Origin of the sequence: Leisingera aquaemixtae, from assembly GCF_019801145.1 — a bacterium.
Taxonomy (GTDB): Bacteria; Pseudomonadota; Alphaproteobacteria; order Rhodobacterales; family Rhodobacteraceae; genus Leisingera; species Leisingera aquaemixtae_A.
The window spans coordinates 25,485-41,840 of record NZ_JAHVJQ010000012.1 but is presented as its reverse complement, the minus strand read 5'-3'; the positions used below and the strand labels follow the sequence as shown (position 1 = coordinate 41,840).

Below are 16,356 nucleotides of genomic sequence, written 5' to 3'. Positions count from 1 at the left end.
GGATTTGATTGCAACAGACAGGTTCCCTCGCAATGCCGCAGCGCCCCCTTTCCCACATCCGCGTCCTCGACTTCGGTCACTATCTGGCCGGCCCGCTGACCGGCATGATGCTGGCCGACATGGGGGCAGAGGTGATCCGCATCACCCGGCCCGGCGGAACCGGCTTTGACGGACCGGCCTTTGACATGCTGTCACGCGGCAAGCAGACGCTTGAGCTGGACCTGAAATCGGAAGAGGGCCGCGCCACCGCCATTGCGCTTGCCAGACGCGCCGATGTGGTGATCGAAAACTTCCGCCCCGGGGTGATGGACCGCCTGGGCCTGGGGCCGGATGTGCTGCGGGCTGCCAACGCCCAGCTGGTCTATCTGTCGCTGCCCGGCTTTGCCTCCACCGACGCGGAACTGGCAGGCCTGCCCGCCTGGGAGGCGGTGATTGCCGCCTATACCGGCCAGTTCACCGACATGGGGCTGAACCGCCGCCTGATGGGCATCAACCCGTCGTTCTCGCCGCTGGCCCTGGCGTCGGCCTATGGCGCCAGCTTTGGCGCCATGTCGGTGCTGTTTGCGCTGAATGCCCGCCGCGAAAACGGCGGCGATCACATCGAGGTGCCGCTGGCCGCCGCGCTGCTGGAAGGGCTGGTCTATAACTGCGAGCAGATTGAGGATTACCCGGAGCGCTACAAGTCCCCGCGCGAGGTGGAGCTGGACCGGCGCCAAGCACGAGGGTTGCCGATGAACCTGCGGTTCGAGGAGCTGTCCGAATTCCTCGATCCCTTCTACCGCACCTATACCTGCGCCGACGGGCGCGGGTTCTATGTGGTGAGCGGCTCTGTCGCCACCCATCCGCGGCGGGTGCTGGAGGCACTGGGGCTGAAGGAACTGGCAGACGGGCTGCCGGATTTCTCTGCCTATCTGGACGCCAAAGACTGGCCCGCCGAATGGTCGATGCGCAACTACCCGGTCGGGGCTTCCGACCGGGAGCGGGTGTCCTCGGCAATGAAGGCCGCCTTCCTGACCAAGCCAGCGCATGAGTGGGAGGATTTGTTCGGCGCCGCCAAGGCGCCCGCGACCGCGCAGCGGTTCACCGCGGAGTGGCTGCACGACCCGCATGCGCTGGCGTCCGGGCTGATCCTGAAAGTGGAGGATAGCAAACACGGGATCATGCATCAGATGGGCAATGTCGCCTGGCTGTCCGGCGACGCGGGCGCGGTGCGGAAATCGGGCGCGGTGGAGGCGGATCTGGCGGCGCTGCTGGCGGAACCGGAACGCGGCGGGGCCAGCGGCCGGGCGGGCAAGGGCTGGCTCGACGGGCTCAAGGTTTTGGACCTGACCAATGTGATTGCCGGGCCGACCATCGGCTCGACCCTGGCGCGCTTCGGCGCAAAGGTGACGCTGGTGCAGCCGGTGGAGCCTTCGGTGGATCCCTGGAACACGGTTGTCTTCGGCATCCACGCGCAGCGCGGCAAGGAGAGCATCCTGTTGAACCTGCGCAGCGAAAAGGGGCAGGAGGCGCTGGCCCGGCTGATTGCCGAAGCTGACGTCATCACCATGAACGGCACCGATCAGCAGCGCGACCGGCTGGGCCTGTCGCCGGAGCGGCTGGCAGAGATCAATCCGCGCCTGATCCTGGTGCAGCTCGATGCCTTCGGCGGCCCGATGCGGGGGCCGAAATCCGGGCACCTGGGTTATGACGATCTGGCGCAGGCGGCGACCGGTGTGATGCTGCGCTTTGGCGGCGGCATGGAAACACCCGAGGAGCACGCGCATTTCGGAACCATCGACGTGCTGACCGGCTTCTGCGCCTGCGTGGCGCTTGGCGGCGCGCTGCTGCGGCTGGAGGACACCGGCAAGGGCGGGGTGGCGCGCGCCTCGCTTGCGGCGGCCGGCAACCTGATCCAGTCGCAGTTCATGTATGACTTTGAGGGCAGGGCGCCCTTTGACGAACCTTCGGGGCGCGAAGCCTTGGGATGGGGGCCGTTCTACCATTGCTATCAGGCCGCCGGCGGCTGGTTCTTCTTTGCAGCCCCCACCGAGCGCGGTGCGGCGCTGGCGCGGGTGCCGGAGCTGGCGGACCTGGCAGAGCTGCCGGAGGACCAGCTGCACGATGCCTTGCAGGCACGCTTCGCCGCCCAGCCGCTGCCGCACTGGCGGGCGGCTTTTGCCGGAACCTCCGCTGCCGCGGTGCCGCTGTCGTCGCTGCATGAAACCCGCGATGCGGCGCTGCAGCTGGAAAGCCAGGGCGGTATCGACCTGAACCAGGCCACTTTCCGCGTGATCCGCCATGACCGGCACCCGATGGGCCGGTGGTGCGATCTGGTGGCCCCCAATGCCGTGCGCCCGCAGGCAGGCCGGATTGCCATTCCGGGCCCAATGCCGAAATACGGCCAGCACACCAGGGCCATCCTGGAACGGCTCGGGTACTCCGAAGCGGAGGCCGCGGCAATGGCCGCAAGCGGTGCGGCAGGTGATAGCTGGTCGGAGAAATATCTGCCCGAATAACCAGTTCGACCCATCGCATGGCTGCCGGCGGGACCGCTGTCCTGAAAGGCCGGTGTTGCTGTGCGGCGCGGCCAGGATACGGATTCTGTAGGTTTCCTGGTCCAAAGCGGTTAACGTGACAGACCCCGCAGTGTGAGGAGGTGTGTTATGAGTGACGCGGTTTACAAGACGGTGGATGTGGTGGGCAGCTCGCAGTCCAGCATCGAGGATGCCATCAGCGGGGCGATTGCCCGGGCGTCCAAGACCATCGAGCACATCGGCTGGTTCGAAGTCGGCGAGATCCGCGGCCATGTCGAGGACGGCAAGGTTGCGCATTACCAGGTCGGGCTCAAGATCGGGTTCCGGCTGGACTGACCGGCTAAGCTGACCGGCAGGGCGCTGACGGTTCCGCTGCAAGTGGCGCAGCGGGGCAGGCGTGCTATCTGGTGGCGCAGACCCGGAAGGGGAGCGCGGCCAGATGCAGAACAGTTCCCGGCGTGTGATTGTGCTGGGCGGCACGGGATTTCTCGGCCGCCGGGTGGTGCGGCGGCTGCAGCGGCTTGGGTGCAGCGTCAGCGCCGGCACCCGCACGCCCGGGGCCGCAGCCCCAACGGAGTGGGAGCCGGGGGTGGCGCAGGTGGCGCTGGACCTGGCGGACCAGAGTGTCATGGCCCGCGCCCTGAACGGCAACGGATGGGTAATAAACTGCATCGGTTTCTACACCGAGACCCGGCAGCAGAGCTTTCAGGACGTGCATCTGGCGGGCGCCCGCAGGATTGCCCGGCTGGTGCAGGAGACCCCCGGTCAGCGGCTGGTGCATATCTCCGGGATCGGCGCCAGCCTGCATTCGCCCTCTGCCTATGTGCGGGCCAGGGCCGAAGGCGAGGTGGCGGTGCGCAGCGCCTGCCCCGATGCGGTGATCCTGCGGCCCAGCGTCATGTTCAGCCGTGACGGCGCCTTTTTCGGGGATCTGCAGAAGATTGTTGAGCATCTGCCGGTGATCCCCCTGTTCGGCACCGGCCGCACCCGCCTGCAGCCGGTCTGGGCCTGCGACGTGGCTGAGGCGGTGGCCCGTGTGCTGGACGGCCCCCGCGCGCAGCGCAAGGTGTTCGAGCTGGGCGGGCCGGACGTCTTCACCTACCGCGAAATCCTGCAGCGGCTGGCGGCCCGCAGCGGCCGCCGCCGCCTGCTGCTGCCGGTGCCCTTTGTTCTGTGGCGGATTGCGGCGGCGCTGCTGGCGCCGCTGCCGCACCCGCCGCTCACCCCGGCGCAGGTTGCGCTGATGCGGCAGGACAATACCGCGGGCGAGGGGATGGCGGGGTTCAATGATCTGGGGATCTCGCCGCAGTCTGCGGTTGCGATGGGCCTGCTGTAGGCACGGGGCAGCATACGTGCACCCCCCGTGCATCCCCTGTGCACCGGCCGCAGCCTGCGGCGGGGTCAGATCAGGCAGGTCTTGGCGGCCAGCTCATCAATCAGCACCCGCTGGTTTTCGCTGTAGTCGACCGGCACGTCGATCAGATGCACGCCGCACGCGGCAAAGGCTTTCTCGAACGTTGGCGCCAGGTCCTCAGTGCGGGTTATGCGGTGGCCGGTGGCGCCGTAGCTGGCGGCGTATTGCACGAAATCCGGGTTGTTGAACTCCAGTCCCCAGTCGGCAAAGCCGACATGCGCCTGTTTCCAGCGGATCATGCCGTAGGCGCTGTCGTTCAGCACCGTGACCACCAGGTTGAGACCCAGCCGTACCGCGGTTTCCAGTTCCTGGCTGTTCATCATGAAGCCGCCGTCGCCGCAGATCGCCATCACCCGGCGGCCCGGGTTCAGCTGCGCCGCCATCATCGCCGAGGGCAGGCCCGCGCCCATCGTCGCCAGCGCGTTGTCCAGAAGCACAGTGTTGGGGTGAAAGGCCTTGTAGTTGCGGGCGTACCAGAGCTTGTAGATGCCATTGTCGAGCGCGATGATATCGCAGTCATCCATCACCTTGCGGGTGTCCGCGACCAGCCGCTGCGGGATCACCGGGAAGCGCGGATCATCGGCGCGCTCGGCGATGTGCGTGTCGGTCTCCGTCTTCATGCGCTCGAAAAAGCTGCGGTCGAAATTCAGCGGCCCGCCGAGGATCTGCCCCAGCCGGATGATGGTCTGTGCCAGATCGCCGACCACCTCCACCTGCGGGAAATAGACCTGATCGACCTGCGCCGCCTTGTAGTTTACATGGATCACCTTGGTGCCGCCCTCGGTCATGAAGAAGGGCGGTTTTTCCACCACGTCGTGGCCCACGTTGATGATCAGGTCGGCGCGTTCGATGGCGCAGTGCAGGTAATCGCCGTCCGACAGCGCCGCGGTGCCCAGGAACAGGCCGGAGCTTTCGTCGATCACGCCCTTGCCCATCTGGGTGTTGAAGAAGGGAATCCGGACCTGTTCGATGAAATCACTCAGCGCCGAGCGCGCCTTGCGGCGGTTGGCCCCGGCGCCGACCAGCACCAGCGGCATTTTGGCGGCGCGGATCATCTCTGCGGCTTCCGCCAAAACGGTTTCGTCCGGCACCGCGTAATGGCGCGGGTGGGGAGGAATGACAGCGGCATCGGTCTGCTCTGCCGCGATGTCCTCCGGCAGCTCCAGCAGCACCGCGCCGGGGCGTTCCTCCTCTGCCACGCGGAAGGCCTCGCGGATCAGGGCGGGGATGGTGTTGCCGTGCACGATCTGGCGCGACATCTTGCAGACCGGATCAAAGAGGTTGACCACGTCGATGATCTGGAACCGGCCCTGTTTCGATTTCTTGATCGGTTTTTGCCCGGTGATCATGATCAGCGGCATCGCCCCCAAATGGGCATAGGCCGCAGGCGTTGCCAGGTTGGTGGCGCCGGGGCCGAGGGTGGCCATGCAGACGCCCGGTTTGCCGGTGAGGCGGCCATAGGTTGCCGCCATGAAGCCCGCGCCCTGTTCGTGGCGGGTCAGCACCAGCTGGATGTTCGAGGTGCGCAGCGATTCCAGAAGATCGAGGTTCTCCTCGCCCGGAACGCCAAAGACATATTCGACGCCTTCGGCCTCCAGCGCGGCAACAAGAAGATCGGAGGCTTTGGCGGGGCGTGCAGAGTCTGGCATGGGGGCTCCTGTCAGGTTCGGGTCGGGGGTCATTGCGCGGCGTACTGCTGGGCCGCCTGTTCCGGGAACAGCTCCGCCATCGAGACCGACCGCCCCGTGTCCAGCACGATGCGCGCGTGGTAGCGTTTCAGCAGCCGCGGCTCAGCCACGCCGCAGCTGTGCGCGATAGTGGTGATCTCCTTGACCATGTTCTTGGCGTAAGCGGCGACACGGTCGGCCTTGCTGAAGGGGTCGAGGCCGAATTGCAGCTTGGGGTCGTGGGTGGTGATGCCGGTGGGGCAGGTGTTCTTGTTGCACTGCAGCGCCTGGATGCAGCCGAGCGCAAACATGAAGCCGCGGGCGGAGACAACGAAATCGGCTCCGGCGCAGAACGCCCAGGCGACCTCAGACGGGTTGATCAGCTTGCCGCTGGCGCAGACCTTGATGCGGTCGCGCAGGCCATAGCGGGTGAGGACATCCACCGCCAGCGGCAGGCTTTCGCGCAACGGCATTCCCATGTTGTCGATCAGGCTCATCGGGGCGGCGCCGGTGCCGCCGTCGGCGCTGTCGATGGTGATGAAATCCGGCGCGCTTTCCGCCCCGCGCGCCAGGATCTCCTGGCACAGGCCCTCGAGGAAGCCATAGGCGCCGAGCACTGCCTTGAACCCCACCGGCTTGCCCGTCACCCCGCGCACATAGGCGATCAGATCGAGCAGCTCGCCCACGGTGGCGGCTTCCGGGTGGCGGTTGGGGCTGATCGCGTCCTTGCCCGGCGTCAGGCCGCGGATGGCGGCGATTTCCTCTGTCACCTTGGCGCCGGGCAGGATGCCGCCCTTGCCGGGCTTGGCGCCCTGGCTGAGCTTCAGTTCGAACATGCGCACGGTTTCATGCGCCGCCACCGCGCGCAGCTTGTCCTCGTCAAAGCCGCCCTCCGGCTTGCGCACGCCGAATTTGCCGGTGCCGATCTGGAATACGATGTCGGCGCCGCCTTCCAGGTGGTAGGGCGACAGGCCGCCTTCGCCGGTGTTGAGCCAGATCCCGGCCTTCTTGGCGCCATGCGACAGCGCCCGCACAGCCGGAACGGAGATGGCGCCGAAGCTCATGCCGGAGATGTTGAAAACAGAGGAGGTGGTATAGGGCTGGCGCGCATAGGGGCCGATGGTGATCGCGGCGGGCGGGGTTGCGGCGTGCTCCAGCTCCGGGAACGGGGCATTGGCAAAATAGACGGTTCCGGCCGGGCGCAGATCGCGGGTGGAGCCGAAGGCGACGGTGGAGTCCGCATTCTTGGCCGCCCGGTAGACCCAGGAGCGTTCGGCGCGGTTGAACGGCATCTCTTCGCGGTCCAGCGCAAAGAAATACTGCCGGAAGAATTCGCCCAGATGCTCGAACAGATAGCGGAAGCGGGCGATCACCGGGTAGTTGCGGCGCAGGGTGCTGGCGGTCTGGGTCTTGTCGCGGATGTAGAGCGCAACAATCAGCAGCAGGCCCGCGCCGATGGCAAAGATGAAGGTGTAGGACAGGATCTCGAGCAGCGCCAGGACGGTGCTGGATAGCTGGGACATGGGTTCCTTCGCTCCTTTGGGGCCGGGCCGCAAGCGGGCCTGGCTTCTGCTCCTGAAGACTGCGCCATTGCGGCGGGATTCGCAGTCACGGAGCGGTCACAACCGTGGGAGCCGCGGGCGCGGGCGGACTGCTGTCCAGTGGCAACGTGCAGCAGCCCGCAAAGGTTCCGCCCGGCGCGGCCCTGCCGGGGATACTGCGGCAAGGCGGGGAAAGTTGTCCAGCCTGAGGCGCAGTCAGGCAAGAGCCGCAAGCCGATGCGGATGCGGTCGGCGCAGAAATGCGCTTGCTGTCAGCGGGGCATCTTTCCTTGCGCAAAGGCGCGGGCGGCGGCCACTGCCTCCGGGTCCGGGTGCACGCCGGTGAAGCCCAGCAGGTATCCCTCCAGCCGGGCGGTGCGGGCCTGCATCGGCTCGCGCACTTCCAGCGCGTGGTAGCCGCACTGCATGAAATAGAGAATCCGGGCGCGGGCCTCTGCTTCATAGGCGGAGTAGCCGTGGCGCTCATACATGGCCGTCACCGCCGCAAGCCGCTGCGCATCCGCCGCGTCGATCCGGTTGCGCACCTTGCCGTCGCGGCGCGACCATTCGCGGACCGCAAAGTCCAGGCTGGCGTCGAACAGGTCCGGGTCCACAAAGCAGCGGAAGAAATTGCAGACCGCCCAGGAGATATTGGCGGCGGGCAGGTCGCAATGGTCGAGGATGGGCGCGGTGTTGCGCGCCTCCCAGTCGTCCAGCAGCGCCTCCAGCAGGTGTTTGCGGCTTTTGAAGTACCAGTAGAAGCTGGAGCGCGAAACGCCGAGCCGTTCGCCGATCGCCAGCACCTTGACCCCGGCCACCCCTTCGCTGACCAGAAGGTCGCGGGCCACGTTCAGCCAGTCCTCCGGCGTGACCTTCACATGGCCGCTGAGGGGCTCCTTGTCGGGGTTGTCCCGGTGCAGCACCGGGGCGGCGCGTCTGGCCATGTCAACTCTCCGGCGGGGCGCCGCCTTCTGCGGTGCGCTTGGCAATGAAGCGTCTAAGCGCTTCAGCGCGGGTTTCATCCGTTGCGGGCCGGTTATCACGGGCGAGGATCTCCTTCCAGACCCGGGTGGCGCGCTGGCTGGCATCCAGGGCGCCGCGTTCCGTCCAGGTGCCGAAGTTGGCATAGTCATGCACCACAGGCTCATAGAATTCCGTGTTGTAGCGGTCCATCGTCTGGGGGGCGGCAAAGAAATGCCCCTGCGGCTCCACCTGTGTCAGCGCGGTTGCATAGCCGATTTCGTCCGTTCCTGCCTGGGCGCCTGCGCAAAGTTCGGAAATCATGTTCAGCACTTCGGCGTCGGTGATCAGTTTCTCGTATGAAACCGAAAGCCCGCCTTCGAGCCAGCCGGCCGAGTGAATGATCACGGTGGCGCCTGCCATCAGGCAGCCCCAGAGCCCCATCTGGTTTTCATTGGCCGCCTGCACGTCGTTGCAGTTTGACGCGGACCCTGCGGCTGAGCGCCAGGGAAGCCCGAGGTGCCGCGCCAGCTGGCCTGCGGCCAGCGAGGCCTGGAAATGCGCGGGCGTGCCGAATGCAGGCGCGCCGGACTTCATGTCGACATTGGAGGTGAAGGTGCCGTAGCACACTGGCGCGCCGGGATTGGCCAGCTGGGTGAGAGTGAGCGCGGCCAGCACCTCCGCATGGCTGAGGGTAATGGCGCCTGCGACGGTGATCGGCGCCATTGCTCCCATCAGGGTGAACGGCGTGATGATCGAGACCTGCCCGTGGCGGGCAAAGTCGATGAGGCCCTGCGCCATCGGAATGTCCAGCGTGCGCGGGCTGTTGGTGTTGATGATGGTGTAGCAGCGCGGCTCAGACCGGAATTCCGCGTCAGACAACCCGCGGAAGTCGCGGATCATCTCGAAGCAGTCCATCACCTGCGGCGTGCCGCGCGAGAAGATGAAGGGGAACTTGTCGGTCCGGGTCATCTGCGCTTCGGTGGTGAAATAGTGGCGCAGATGGATGGGAACGTCCTGCGGCTCCACCTGGGGGGAGATCATGTGGAAGACGTCAAAATGGTGGGTTAGCTGCAGATATTCCAAATAATCCCGGGCTGAGCCGGGGCGGCGGCCGCGTTCCAGATCGGTGGCATTTGGCGCGCCTGCACCCGCCTGGAACACCAGGCTGCCCAGTTCCAGCGTGATGTCGCGCTCACGGCTGCCCGCCCGGCAGGTGATCGAGCGGGGGGCTGTTGCCAGCGCCGCCTCCACCATGTCACGGCCGATAAAGACCATTTCGGTGTCTTCATCGACGCGCGCACCGCCCTTGGCGTAGTTCCGGCGCGCCTCGGGCAGCAGCACCTTCATGCCCAGTTCCTCGAGCATCTTCAGCGCGGTTTCATGCATGTCCGCGATCTGATGCGCCGGGAAGACCTCCATCAGCGGGAAGGGGTTTTTCAGCTGGCGGTAGTTTGTGGTGCGCTGCGGGGCCGGGGCGGCTTCGCCCCCGCGCCCCCGCCGCCGGCGTCCGCGGGCGGCGCTGTCGTTTTCGATGGTCATGGCCTTAACCTCTCATCGCTTTGCCGGATGGGTCGTAGGGGGAAGCTGCGATCACCCGCGCGGCACGCTCCTGCCCGACAATATGAACCGTCAGTTCGGTGCCTTCCGCAGCTGCCGCCTGGTCCACCATTGCCAGCGCCAGCGACTTGCCCGTGGTGTGGCCATAGCCGCCGGAGGTTACAAAGCCGACGCGGGTTTCGCCCTGCCAGACCGGTTCGTAGCCGCTGGCATCGGCATCGGTGGCGGCCACTTCCAAGGTCACAACCACCTGCGCCGGGCCTCCCGCGTCGCGTTCCTTGAGCGCGGCGGCGCGGCCGATGAAGTCCTTGTCCCAGTCGATCCAGCGGTCCATGCCGGTCTGCGCCGCGGTGTAGCCTTGGGTGAATTCAGCGCTCCAGATGCCAAAGCTTTTTTCCAGCCGCAGGCTCAGCAGCGCGTTGAAGCCAACCTCGCGGATGCCGAGGTCCGCACCGGCCTCCAGCAGGGTTTCGCGCAGCGTGATGTGCTCGGCGGCCGAGCAATGGAGTTCAAAGCCCAGCTCACCCGCAACCGAGAGGCGGCCCACCTTGGGGCGCAGCATTCCGATGTCGAAGGTGCCGCAGCCCATGAAGGGCAGGTCTGCGATGGGGCCGTCCGTCAGCTTTTCCAGCACCTTACGGCTATTCGGTCCGGAGAGGCTGAAGCCGGTTATCGCATCGGTCACGTCGCGCACCCCGGCGTCCTCGCCCATGTGGTCCTGGAACCAGCGCATGTGCCATTCGCGCAGATAGTAGCTGCCCATGACCCACCAGGTGCCGTCCCCCCAGTTAAAGACCGTGAGGTCGCCCTTGAGACGGCCCTCTGGCGACAGCATCGGCGCCAGCTTCGCGCGGCCCGGTTTCGGCAGTTTCGAGGCCATGATGCGGTTGAGCCAAGCCTCGGCGCCGGCGCCGGTGACCTCGAACCGGGAGAAGGCGGAGATATCCAGCAGCCCCACGGCTTCGCGCACTGCCTTGCATTCCTCTGCGACAATGCCAAAGGCGTTGGAGCGTTTCAGGGTCGGGGTTTCGGTGAAGTCTTCCGACGGGGCGAAATAGAGCGGGATCTCCAGCCCGTAACTGGCGCCCCAGCGGCAGCCTGCGGCTGTCATGCCGTCATAGGCGGGTGCTTTTTTCAGCGGGCGGCCTGCGGGCAGCTGCTCATTCGGGTAGGTCATCACGAAGCGGCGGGTGTAGAATTGGCCGGTGGTTTCCTTGATGAACCGCTTGTTCTGGGCGTAGTCGCCGAAACGCGCCACATCCATCCCGAAGACATCCGCCTCCGGCTCACCGTGGATCATCCATTCGGCCAGCGACTTGCCGACGCCGCCGCCCTGCAGGAAACCGGCCATCACGCCGCAGGCGCACCAATAGCCGGGCTTGCCGCGCACCGGGCCGACCAGCGGGTTGCCGTCCGGGGCAAAGGTGAAGGCGCCGTTGACCCAGGTCTTGACGCCGGTGGTTTGCAGTGCCGGGTAGCGTTCGAACCCCAGTGTCAGTTCGCGCTCAATCCGGTCGGGGTCTTCCTGCTGCAGCTCGAATCCGTATTCCCAGGGCGCGCCGTCCATCATCCAATGCTGGTGGTCGATCTCGTAGATGCCGAGCAGAATGCCTTTCTGATCCTGCCGCATGTAGGTGAAGCCTTCGAGGTCGACGGTCATCGGCACCTCGAAATCGAGCTGTTCCAGCGCGGGGATGGTGTCGGAAATCAGATAGTGGTGGTTGAGCGGTGAGACCGGCAGTTCAATGCCCGCCATCCGGCCCACTTGCTTGGCCCAGAGGCCCGCGGCGTTGACCACATGTTCGGCGTGGATGGTGCCCTTTTCGGTCACGACCTGCCAGCCGCCCTCCACCTGGTGCAGTTCCAGCACCCGGTTGTGCTCGATCACCTCGGCGCCGCGCTTCTTGGCAGCCCCGGCATAGGCGTGCACGGTGCCGGTGGTGTCGACATAGCCCTCGCGGTCGGCCCACATGCCGCCGAGGATGCCCTCGGTGGACATGATCGGGCAGAGCTCTCCTGCCTCCTGCGGGGTGATCAGGCGGCAGTCGTCGATGCCGATGGACTGGAAGGTGCGGTAGGCCGATTGCAGCCATTCCCAGCGGTCCGGGGTGCCCGCCAGCGTCATGCCGCCGGTCATATGCATGCCGACGGACTGGCCGGATTCCTGTTCGATCTCGGACAGGAGGTCGATGGTATAGGCCTGCAGCGAGGCGATGTTGGGGTCTGCGTTCAATGCGTGGAAGCCGCCCGCCGCGTGCCAGCTGGATCCTGCTGTCAGCACCGAGCGTTCGATCAGGCAGACATCGGTCCAGCCGAATTTCGCCAGGTGATAGAGGACGGAGGCGCCGACAACGCCGCCCCCGATGACAACGGCACGATAGTGCGACTTCATGGCTTAGCTCCCTGTCTGCCGCTGCGGAACATTCGGGGAGCAGCCCCGAATCTTCGCTTTGGACATTTCTGTCCAATTCATCGGCGATCCTGGACAGTCTTGTCCAGAGAAATTTGCGGGAGCTTGCCGCGGGCTGCGTTACGGGCCGGGTGCTGCGGCGCGGGCCTCGGCTTCCGCCCAGGTGCCCGTGCGCAGGGTTTGCGGGGCAAACCCGCCGGGGCCGGTCCGCCAGGGCAGGGCGGATTCCAGCCACAGGCCCTTGTTCAGGGTGACCTGCCAGCCGCGCTGCGCGCCGTCAAAGCCTGCCAGCTCCGGGTGGTTCTCCTCCAGCAGCTCCACCGTGCCGGTCAGCAGCAGAAGGCTGCCGCTTTCGAAGTCCGGGAAGGCCAGGCCCGCGCGCGGGTTCAGCAGGAAATTTCCCAGCGTGTTGAAGTGGTTGTTGCCGCGAAAATCCGGGATGGTGAGGGTCTTGCCCGCCACCCGGACAAAGCCGGGCCGCCCGCCGCGGTGGGAGACATCGACGCCTTCGCGTTCCGGGTCTTCGGCGGCGGCGATGTGGCTGGCGACAAAGAACGTATCGGCCTGTGCGATCCGCGCGCTGTGCTCCGGCGGCAGGTCTGCAAAGGTCTGCGGGCGCGCGGCGGGCACGTCATCGGCGGGGATCAGATCGCGCTCCTGGATATACTGCGGGCAATTGCCAAAGGACTGGTCCACCCGCAGGGTGAAGCCATCGCGGCCTGCTGCAGCGACCCGCCCGTTCAGCCGGTTGCGGCGGCGGCTGTGTAGCTCAATCCCCAGGAGACCCAGCGGTGCGCCCTCGCGGATGGCGGCATGGACCGGATCCCCGGGCGTTCTATTCAGCGCTATCTGCAGGTGCTCCGGGTCGGGCGAGACGGCAAAGCCGGGCGGGCCGCTGAGCAGGCTGGCCCAGGGCCAGCCGTCCGCGTCCACGGCACCAGCGGCCAGGAACGGCAGCTGGGCGAAGAATTCCCGGTGCTCCTCAGGCATGAAGGGGCGGATCATCCGGCGGCCCAGGGTCTCTGCCATGTCGCGCTTGCCCGCGCGGCGCTGCATTTCCTGTTCGCCCGCGTGGAAGGGCGAGGGGCTTTCTGCGTCATGGGGCATTGGAGCCTCCTTTAGCTGGAGCGATGCGGCGGCGGCCCGGTGGACCGCCGCCTGCGGGATCAGGCAGCCAGCCCAACCTTGGTTGCGGGCATCGGCTTGAAGCCTTTCAAGGCTTCGATATTCGCCAGCAGGGCGCGGACGTTGGGGTAAGGCTCCAGCGAGATGCCGCCCTCCGGCGCGTGGGCGAGGTAGGAATAGGCAGCCACGTCGGCAACGGTGGGGGTGTCGCCAACCAGGAAGCGGCGACCATTCATGTGGTCGTCGATCTTGCCCAGCACGCGGGCCGCGACGGTGGCGCAAAACTCTGCGTCCAGCGGCGCGTTGAAGACGTTGATCAGCCGTGCCGCGGCCGGGCCGAAGGCGATCTCGCCGGCCGCCAGGGTCAGAAACTTTTGCACCTCGGCCTCAAGAACCGGGTCGGACGGCAGCCAGGACGGCGCGTATTTGCGGGCCAGGTAAACCAGGATGGCATTTGAATCGCTGATCACTGCTTCGCCGTCCTCTATCACCGGCACCTGGCCTGCGGGGTTCAGCGCCAGGAAGGGCGGCTTTTTGTGCTCACCGGCGGCGAGGTCGATGTTCACCACCTCATGAGCGATGCCGGTGAGGCTGGCGAACAGCTCCACCCGGTGGGCGTGGCCGGAGAGGGGGAAGCTGTGGATGCGGATTTGATGTGCCATGTCTGGGGTCCTTTGCTGCGGCAGGGGCCGCTGGTTTCTGAAGACACCCGGTAGATACACCGTGCCGTACATGGCGATAATATTCCAATTCATGGAATGATTATGTACATGTCGTTCATAACTGATGCCGGAGGCCCTGGGATGGACAAGCTGGACTGCATGCGCGCCTTTGCCGCCGTGGCGGCGCAAAGCTCCTTTACCTCCGGCGCCCGGCAGCTGGGGATCAGCACCAAGCTGGCCAGCAAATATGTCGCCCGGCTGGAGGAGCAGCTGGGCGCGCAGCTCTTGAACCGCACCACCCGCAAGGTGACGCTGACCGATACCGGCCGCGCCTATCTGGAGCGCTGCCTGCCGCTCTTGGATCAGTTCGACGAGCTGGAGGACGTGGTGCAGCTGCGCCAGCAGGAGCTGGCAGGCCCCATCCGCATCACTGCGCCCACCGGTTTCGGCAGCCGCGAACTGGTGGAGGCGCTGCAGCCGTTCCAGCAGGCGCACCCCAAGGTGGAGGTAGAGCTGGTGCTGTCCGACCGCCACCTGCCGATGCTGGAGGAGGGGGTTGACCTGGCGGTCCGGTTCGGCGCCTTGAAGGATTCGACGCTGGTCGCCCGCAAGCTCTGCGATATGCGGCTGGTGGTGGTGGCCTCGCCCGGCTATCTGGCGGCACAGGGCGAACCGGCGGAGCCGGAGGCGCTGGCCACCCACAACTGCCTGCTGCAGATGACTTCGCCGCAGCCGGACGCATGGGCCTTTGGCAAGGGCGGTGCGCTGAGGACGGTATCCGTCGGCGGCAGCTTCCGGGCCAACTCGCCCCGGGCGGTGGCGCATATGGCCGCCAGCGGCCTCGGCATTGCCCGCTGCCCGCATTACACCGCGCTGCCGTTTCTGCGCGACGGCAGGCTGCAAGTGCTTTTCGAAAAACAGGAAACCGATCCCTCGACGCTGTATGCCGTCTATCCGTCCAGCCGTCATCTGACGGCGCGTATCCGGGCGCTGATCGGCCATCTGGCGGGCTGTTTCGGGCCGGGCTGACCCGGCGCCGCAGGCAGGGGTTCAAGGCGCTGTTTCATCTTCCCCCAAATACTCCGGGGAGCGCGAGGGGCCGGCCCCTCGCATCCTTGCATGCCGCCGCTGGAAAGGCGCAGGCCCAATTGGGGCAACAATATTGCCCTATTTATTTTATGCTTGAAATATATGTTCAAGCCTGCGTAGGCTTGTCCTGAGGGCTGGCGCGAGATCAGCCGGGGAGATGCGGGCTGCGGCGGGTCTTGGCTTCTGCCGGGGCGGCGTTAAAGTCGCAAGCATTTGATCAAGAACCCCGGCTTCGGGCCGGGGCCTATTCTGGGAGGAAAGACGTAATGAAGACCATTCGGATGCTCGCCATGGCAGCGGCGGTTCCGGCGCTGGCGGCTGCGGCCCAGGCCGACACCAAGATCGGCATGATCACCACCCTGTCCGGCGGCGGCGCGGGGCTGGGCGTGGATGTGCGCGACGGCTTCATGCTGGCGATCGAACAGGACGGCCGCGAGGGTGTCGAGGTAGTGATCGAGGACGATCAGCGCAAACCCGACGTGGCGGTGCAGATCGCCGACCGGATGATCCAATCCGAGAAAGTCGACGTCATGACCGGTATCATCTGGTCGAACCTGGCGATGGCGGTAGTGCCTGCAGCAACCGCGCAGGGCGTGTTCTACCTGTCCCCGAACGCCGGCCCCTCGGCGCTGGCGGGCAAGCGCTGCCATCCGAATTATTTCAACGTCGCCTGGCAGAACGACAACCTGCATGAGGCCGCGGGCGCCTATGCCAACGAGGCGGGGCTGAAGAACAGCTTCATCCTGGCGCCGAACTACCCGGCGGGCAAGGACGCGCTGACCGGCTACAAGCGGATGTACGGCGGCGAGCTGGCCGGTGAGATCTACACCAAGCTGGGCCAGACCGACTATGCCGCCGAAATCGCGCAGATCCGCGCCTCGGGCGCCGACTCGGTCTATTTCTTCCTGCCCGGCGGCATGGGGATTTCCTTCCTCAAGCAATATGCGGGCAGCGGCGTGGACCTGCCGGTTGTTGGTCCTGCGTTCTCGTTTGACCAGGGCATCCTGCAGGCGGTGGGCGACGCGGCGCTGGGGGTGAAGAACACCTCGCAGTGGAACAAGGACATCGACAATGAGGCCAACGCCGCCTTTGTCGCCTCTTTCCAGGAGAAATACGGCCGCCTGCCGTCGCTGTATGCAAGCCAGGGGTTCGACACCGCCAACCTGATCCTGAGCGCGCTGGACAAGTCTGAGGCTTCGGACGCGGATGCCTTCCGCGCGGCGCTGAAAGCGGCAGAGTTCGCATCGGTCCGCGGCGATTTCAAATTCGGTGACAACCACCACCCGATCCAGGACATCTATGTCCGTGAAGTGATCAAGGAAGGCGACGTCTTCACCAACAAGATCATCGCCACCGGGCTGAGCGATCACGCCGACGCCTATGCGGGCGAGTGCAAGATGTAAGACCTGACT

12 protein-coding genes are annotated in these 16,356 nt (G+C 66.1%); 5 read left to right on the top strand and 7 right to left on the bottom strand.

All coding sequences use genetic code 11. The features are described 5' to 3' along the window. Positions 1 to 32: 32 nt before the first annotated feature. The 3 genes from KUW17_RS20540 (at position 33) to KUW17_RS20530 (ending at position 3,852) form a co-directional block, all read left to right on the top strand. Positions 33 to 2,498 (top strand): CoA transferase, encoded by a 2,466-nt coding sequence (locus KUW17_RS20540; RefSeq protein WP_222482179.1) that lies wholly within the window; start codon positions 33 to 35, stop codon positions 2,496 to 2,498. Between the two features lie 147 nt (positions 2,499 to 2,645). Next, positions 2,646 to 2,852 (top strand): dodecin, encoded by a 207-nt coding sequence (locus KUW17_RS20535; protein WP_222482178.1) that lies wholly within the window; start codon positions 2,646 to 2,648, stop codon positions 2,850 to 2,852. Between the two features lie 103 nt (positions 2,853 to 2,955). Then, positions 2,956 to 3,852 carry a complex I NDUFA9 subunit family protein gene (locus KUW17_RS20530; protein ID WP_222482177.1) on the top strand — a complete coding sequence of 299 codons (897 nt, stop codon included), beginning with the start codon at positions 2,956 to 2,958 and terminating at the stop codon, positions 3,850 to 3,852. Positions 3,853 to 3,917: 65 nt separating this feature from the next. Here KUW17_RS20530 and KUW17_RS20525 read toward each other — a convergent pair whose 3' ends face one another. The 7 genes from KUW17_RS20525 to KUW17_RS20495 all read right to left on the bottom strand — a co-directional run bounded on the left by KUW17_RS20525 (position 3,918) and on the right by KUW17_RS20495 (position 13,855). After that, entirely contained in the window at positions 3,918 to 5,579 is a 1,662-nt protein-coding gene (locus KUW17_RS20525; RefSeq protein ID WP_222482176.1) for an acetolactate synthase large subunit, read from the bottom strand. 29 nt (positions 5,580 to 5,608) lie between these two features. After that, entirely contained in the window at positions 5,609 to 7,120 is a 1,512-nt protein-coding gene (locus tag KUW17_RS20520; RefSeq protein WP_222482175.1) for an FMN-binding glutamate synthase family protein, read from the bottom strand. A 290-nt stretch (positions 7,121 to 7,410) separates the two neighbouring features. Next, complete coding sequence (locus KUW17_RS20515; protein ID WP_222482174.1) at positions 7,411 to 8,082, bottom strand: TetR/AcrR family transcriptional regulator; 672 nt, start codon at positions 8,080 to 8,082, stop codon at positions 7,411 to 7,413. A 1-nt stretch (position 8,083) separates the two neighbouring features. Then, positions 8,084 to 9,640: a trimethylamine methyltransferase family protein gene (locus KUW17_RS20510; RefSeq protein ID WP_222482173.1), complete on the bottom strand. Its 1,557-nt coding sequence runs from the start codon at positions 9,638 to 9,640 to the stop codon at positions 8,084 to 8,086. A 4-nt stretch (positions 9,641 to 9,644) separates the two neighbouring features. Next, the gene (locus KUW17_RS20505; RefSeq protein ID WP_222482172.1) at positions 9,645 to 12,050 is read right to left on the bottom strand and encodes an FAD-dependent oxidoreductase; all 2,406 of its coding nucleotides are present in this window, start codon (positions 12,048 to 12,050) and stop codon (positions 9,645 to 9,647) included. Positions 12,051 to 12,188: 138 nt separating this feature from the next. Next, on the bottom strand, positions 12,189 to 13,175 hold the full coding sequence (locus KUW17_RS20500) for a pyridoxamine 5'-phosphate oxidase family protein (protein WP_222482171.1): 987 nt from the start codon (positions 13,173 to 13,175) through the stop codon (positions 12,189 to 12,191). A gap of 59 nt (positions 13,176 to 13,234) precedes the next feature. After that, the gene (locus tag KUW17_RS20495; RefSeq protein ID WP_222482170.1) at positions 13,235 to 13,855 is read right to left on the bottom strand and encodes a glutathione S-transferase family protein; all 621 of its coding nucleotides are present in this window, start codon (positions 13,853 to 13,855) and stop codon (positions 13,235 to 13,237) included. Positions 13,856 to 13,996: 141 nt separating this feature from the next. Here KUW17_RS20495 and KUW17_RS20490 point away from each other — a divergent pair, with 141 nt between their 5' ends. Both KUW17_RS20490 and KUW17_RS20485 read left to right on the top strand, forming a co-directional pair. Continuing rightward, a complete protein-coding gene (locus KUW17_RS20490; RefSeq protein ID WP_222482169.1) occupies positions 13,997 to 14,884 on the top strand; it encodes a LysR family transcriptional regulator in 888 nt (295 codons plus the stop codon). Positions 14,885 to 15,210: 326 nt separating this feature from the next. After that, positions 15,211 to 16,347, top strand: a complete 1,137-nt coding sequence (locus tag KUW17_RS20485) for an ABC transporter substrate-binding protein (protein ID WP_222482168.1) — start codon at positions 15,211 to 15,213, stop codon at positions 16,345 to 16,347. Positions 16,348 to 16,356: the final 9 nt, after the last annotated feature.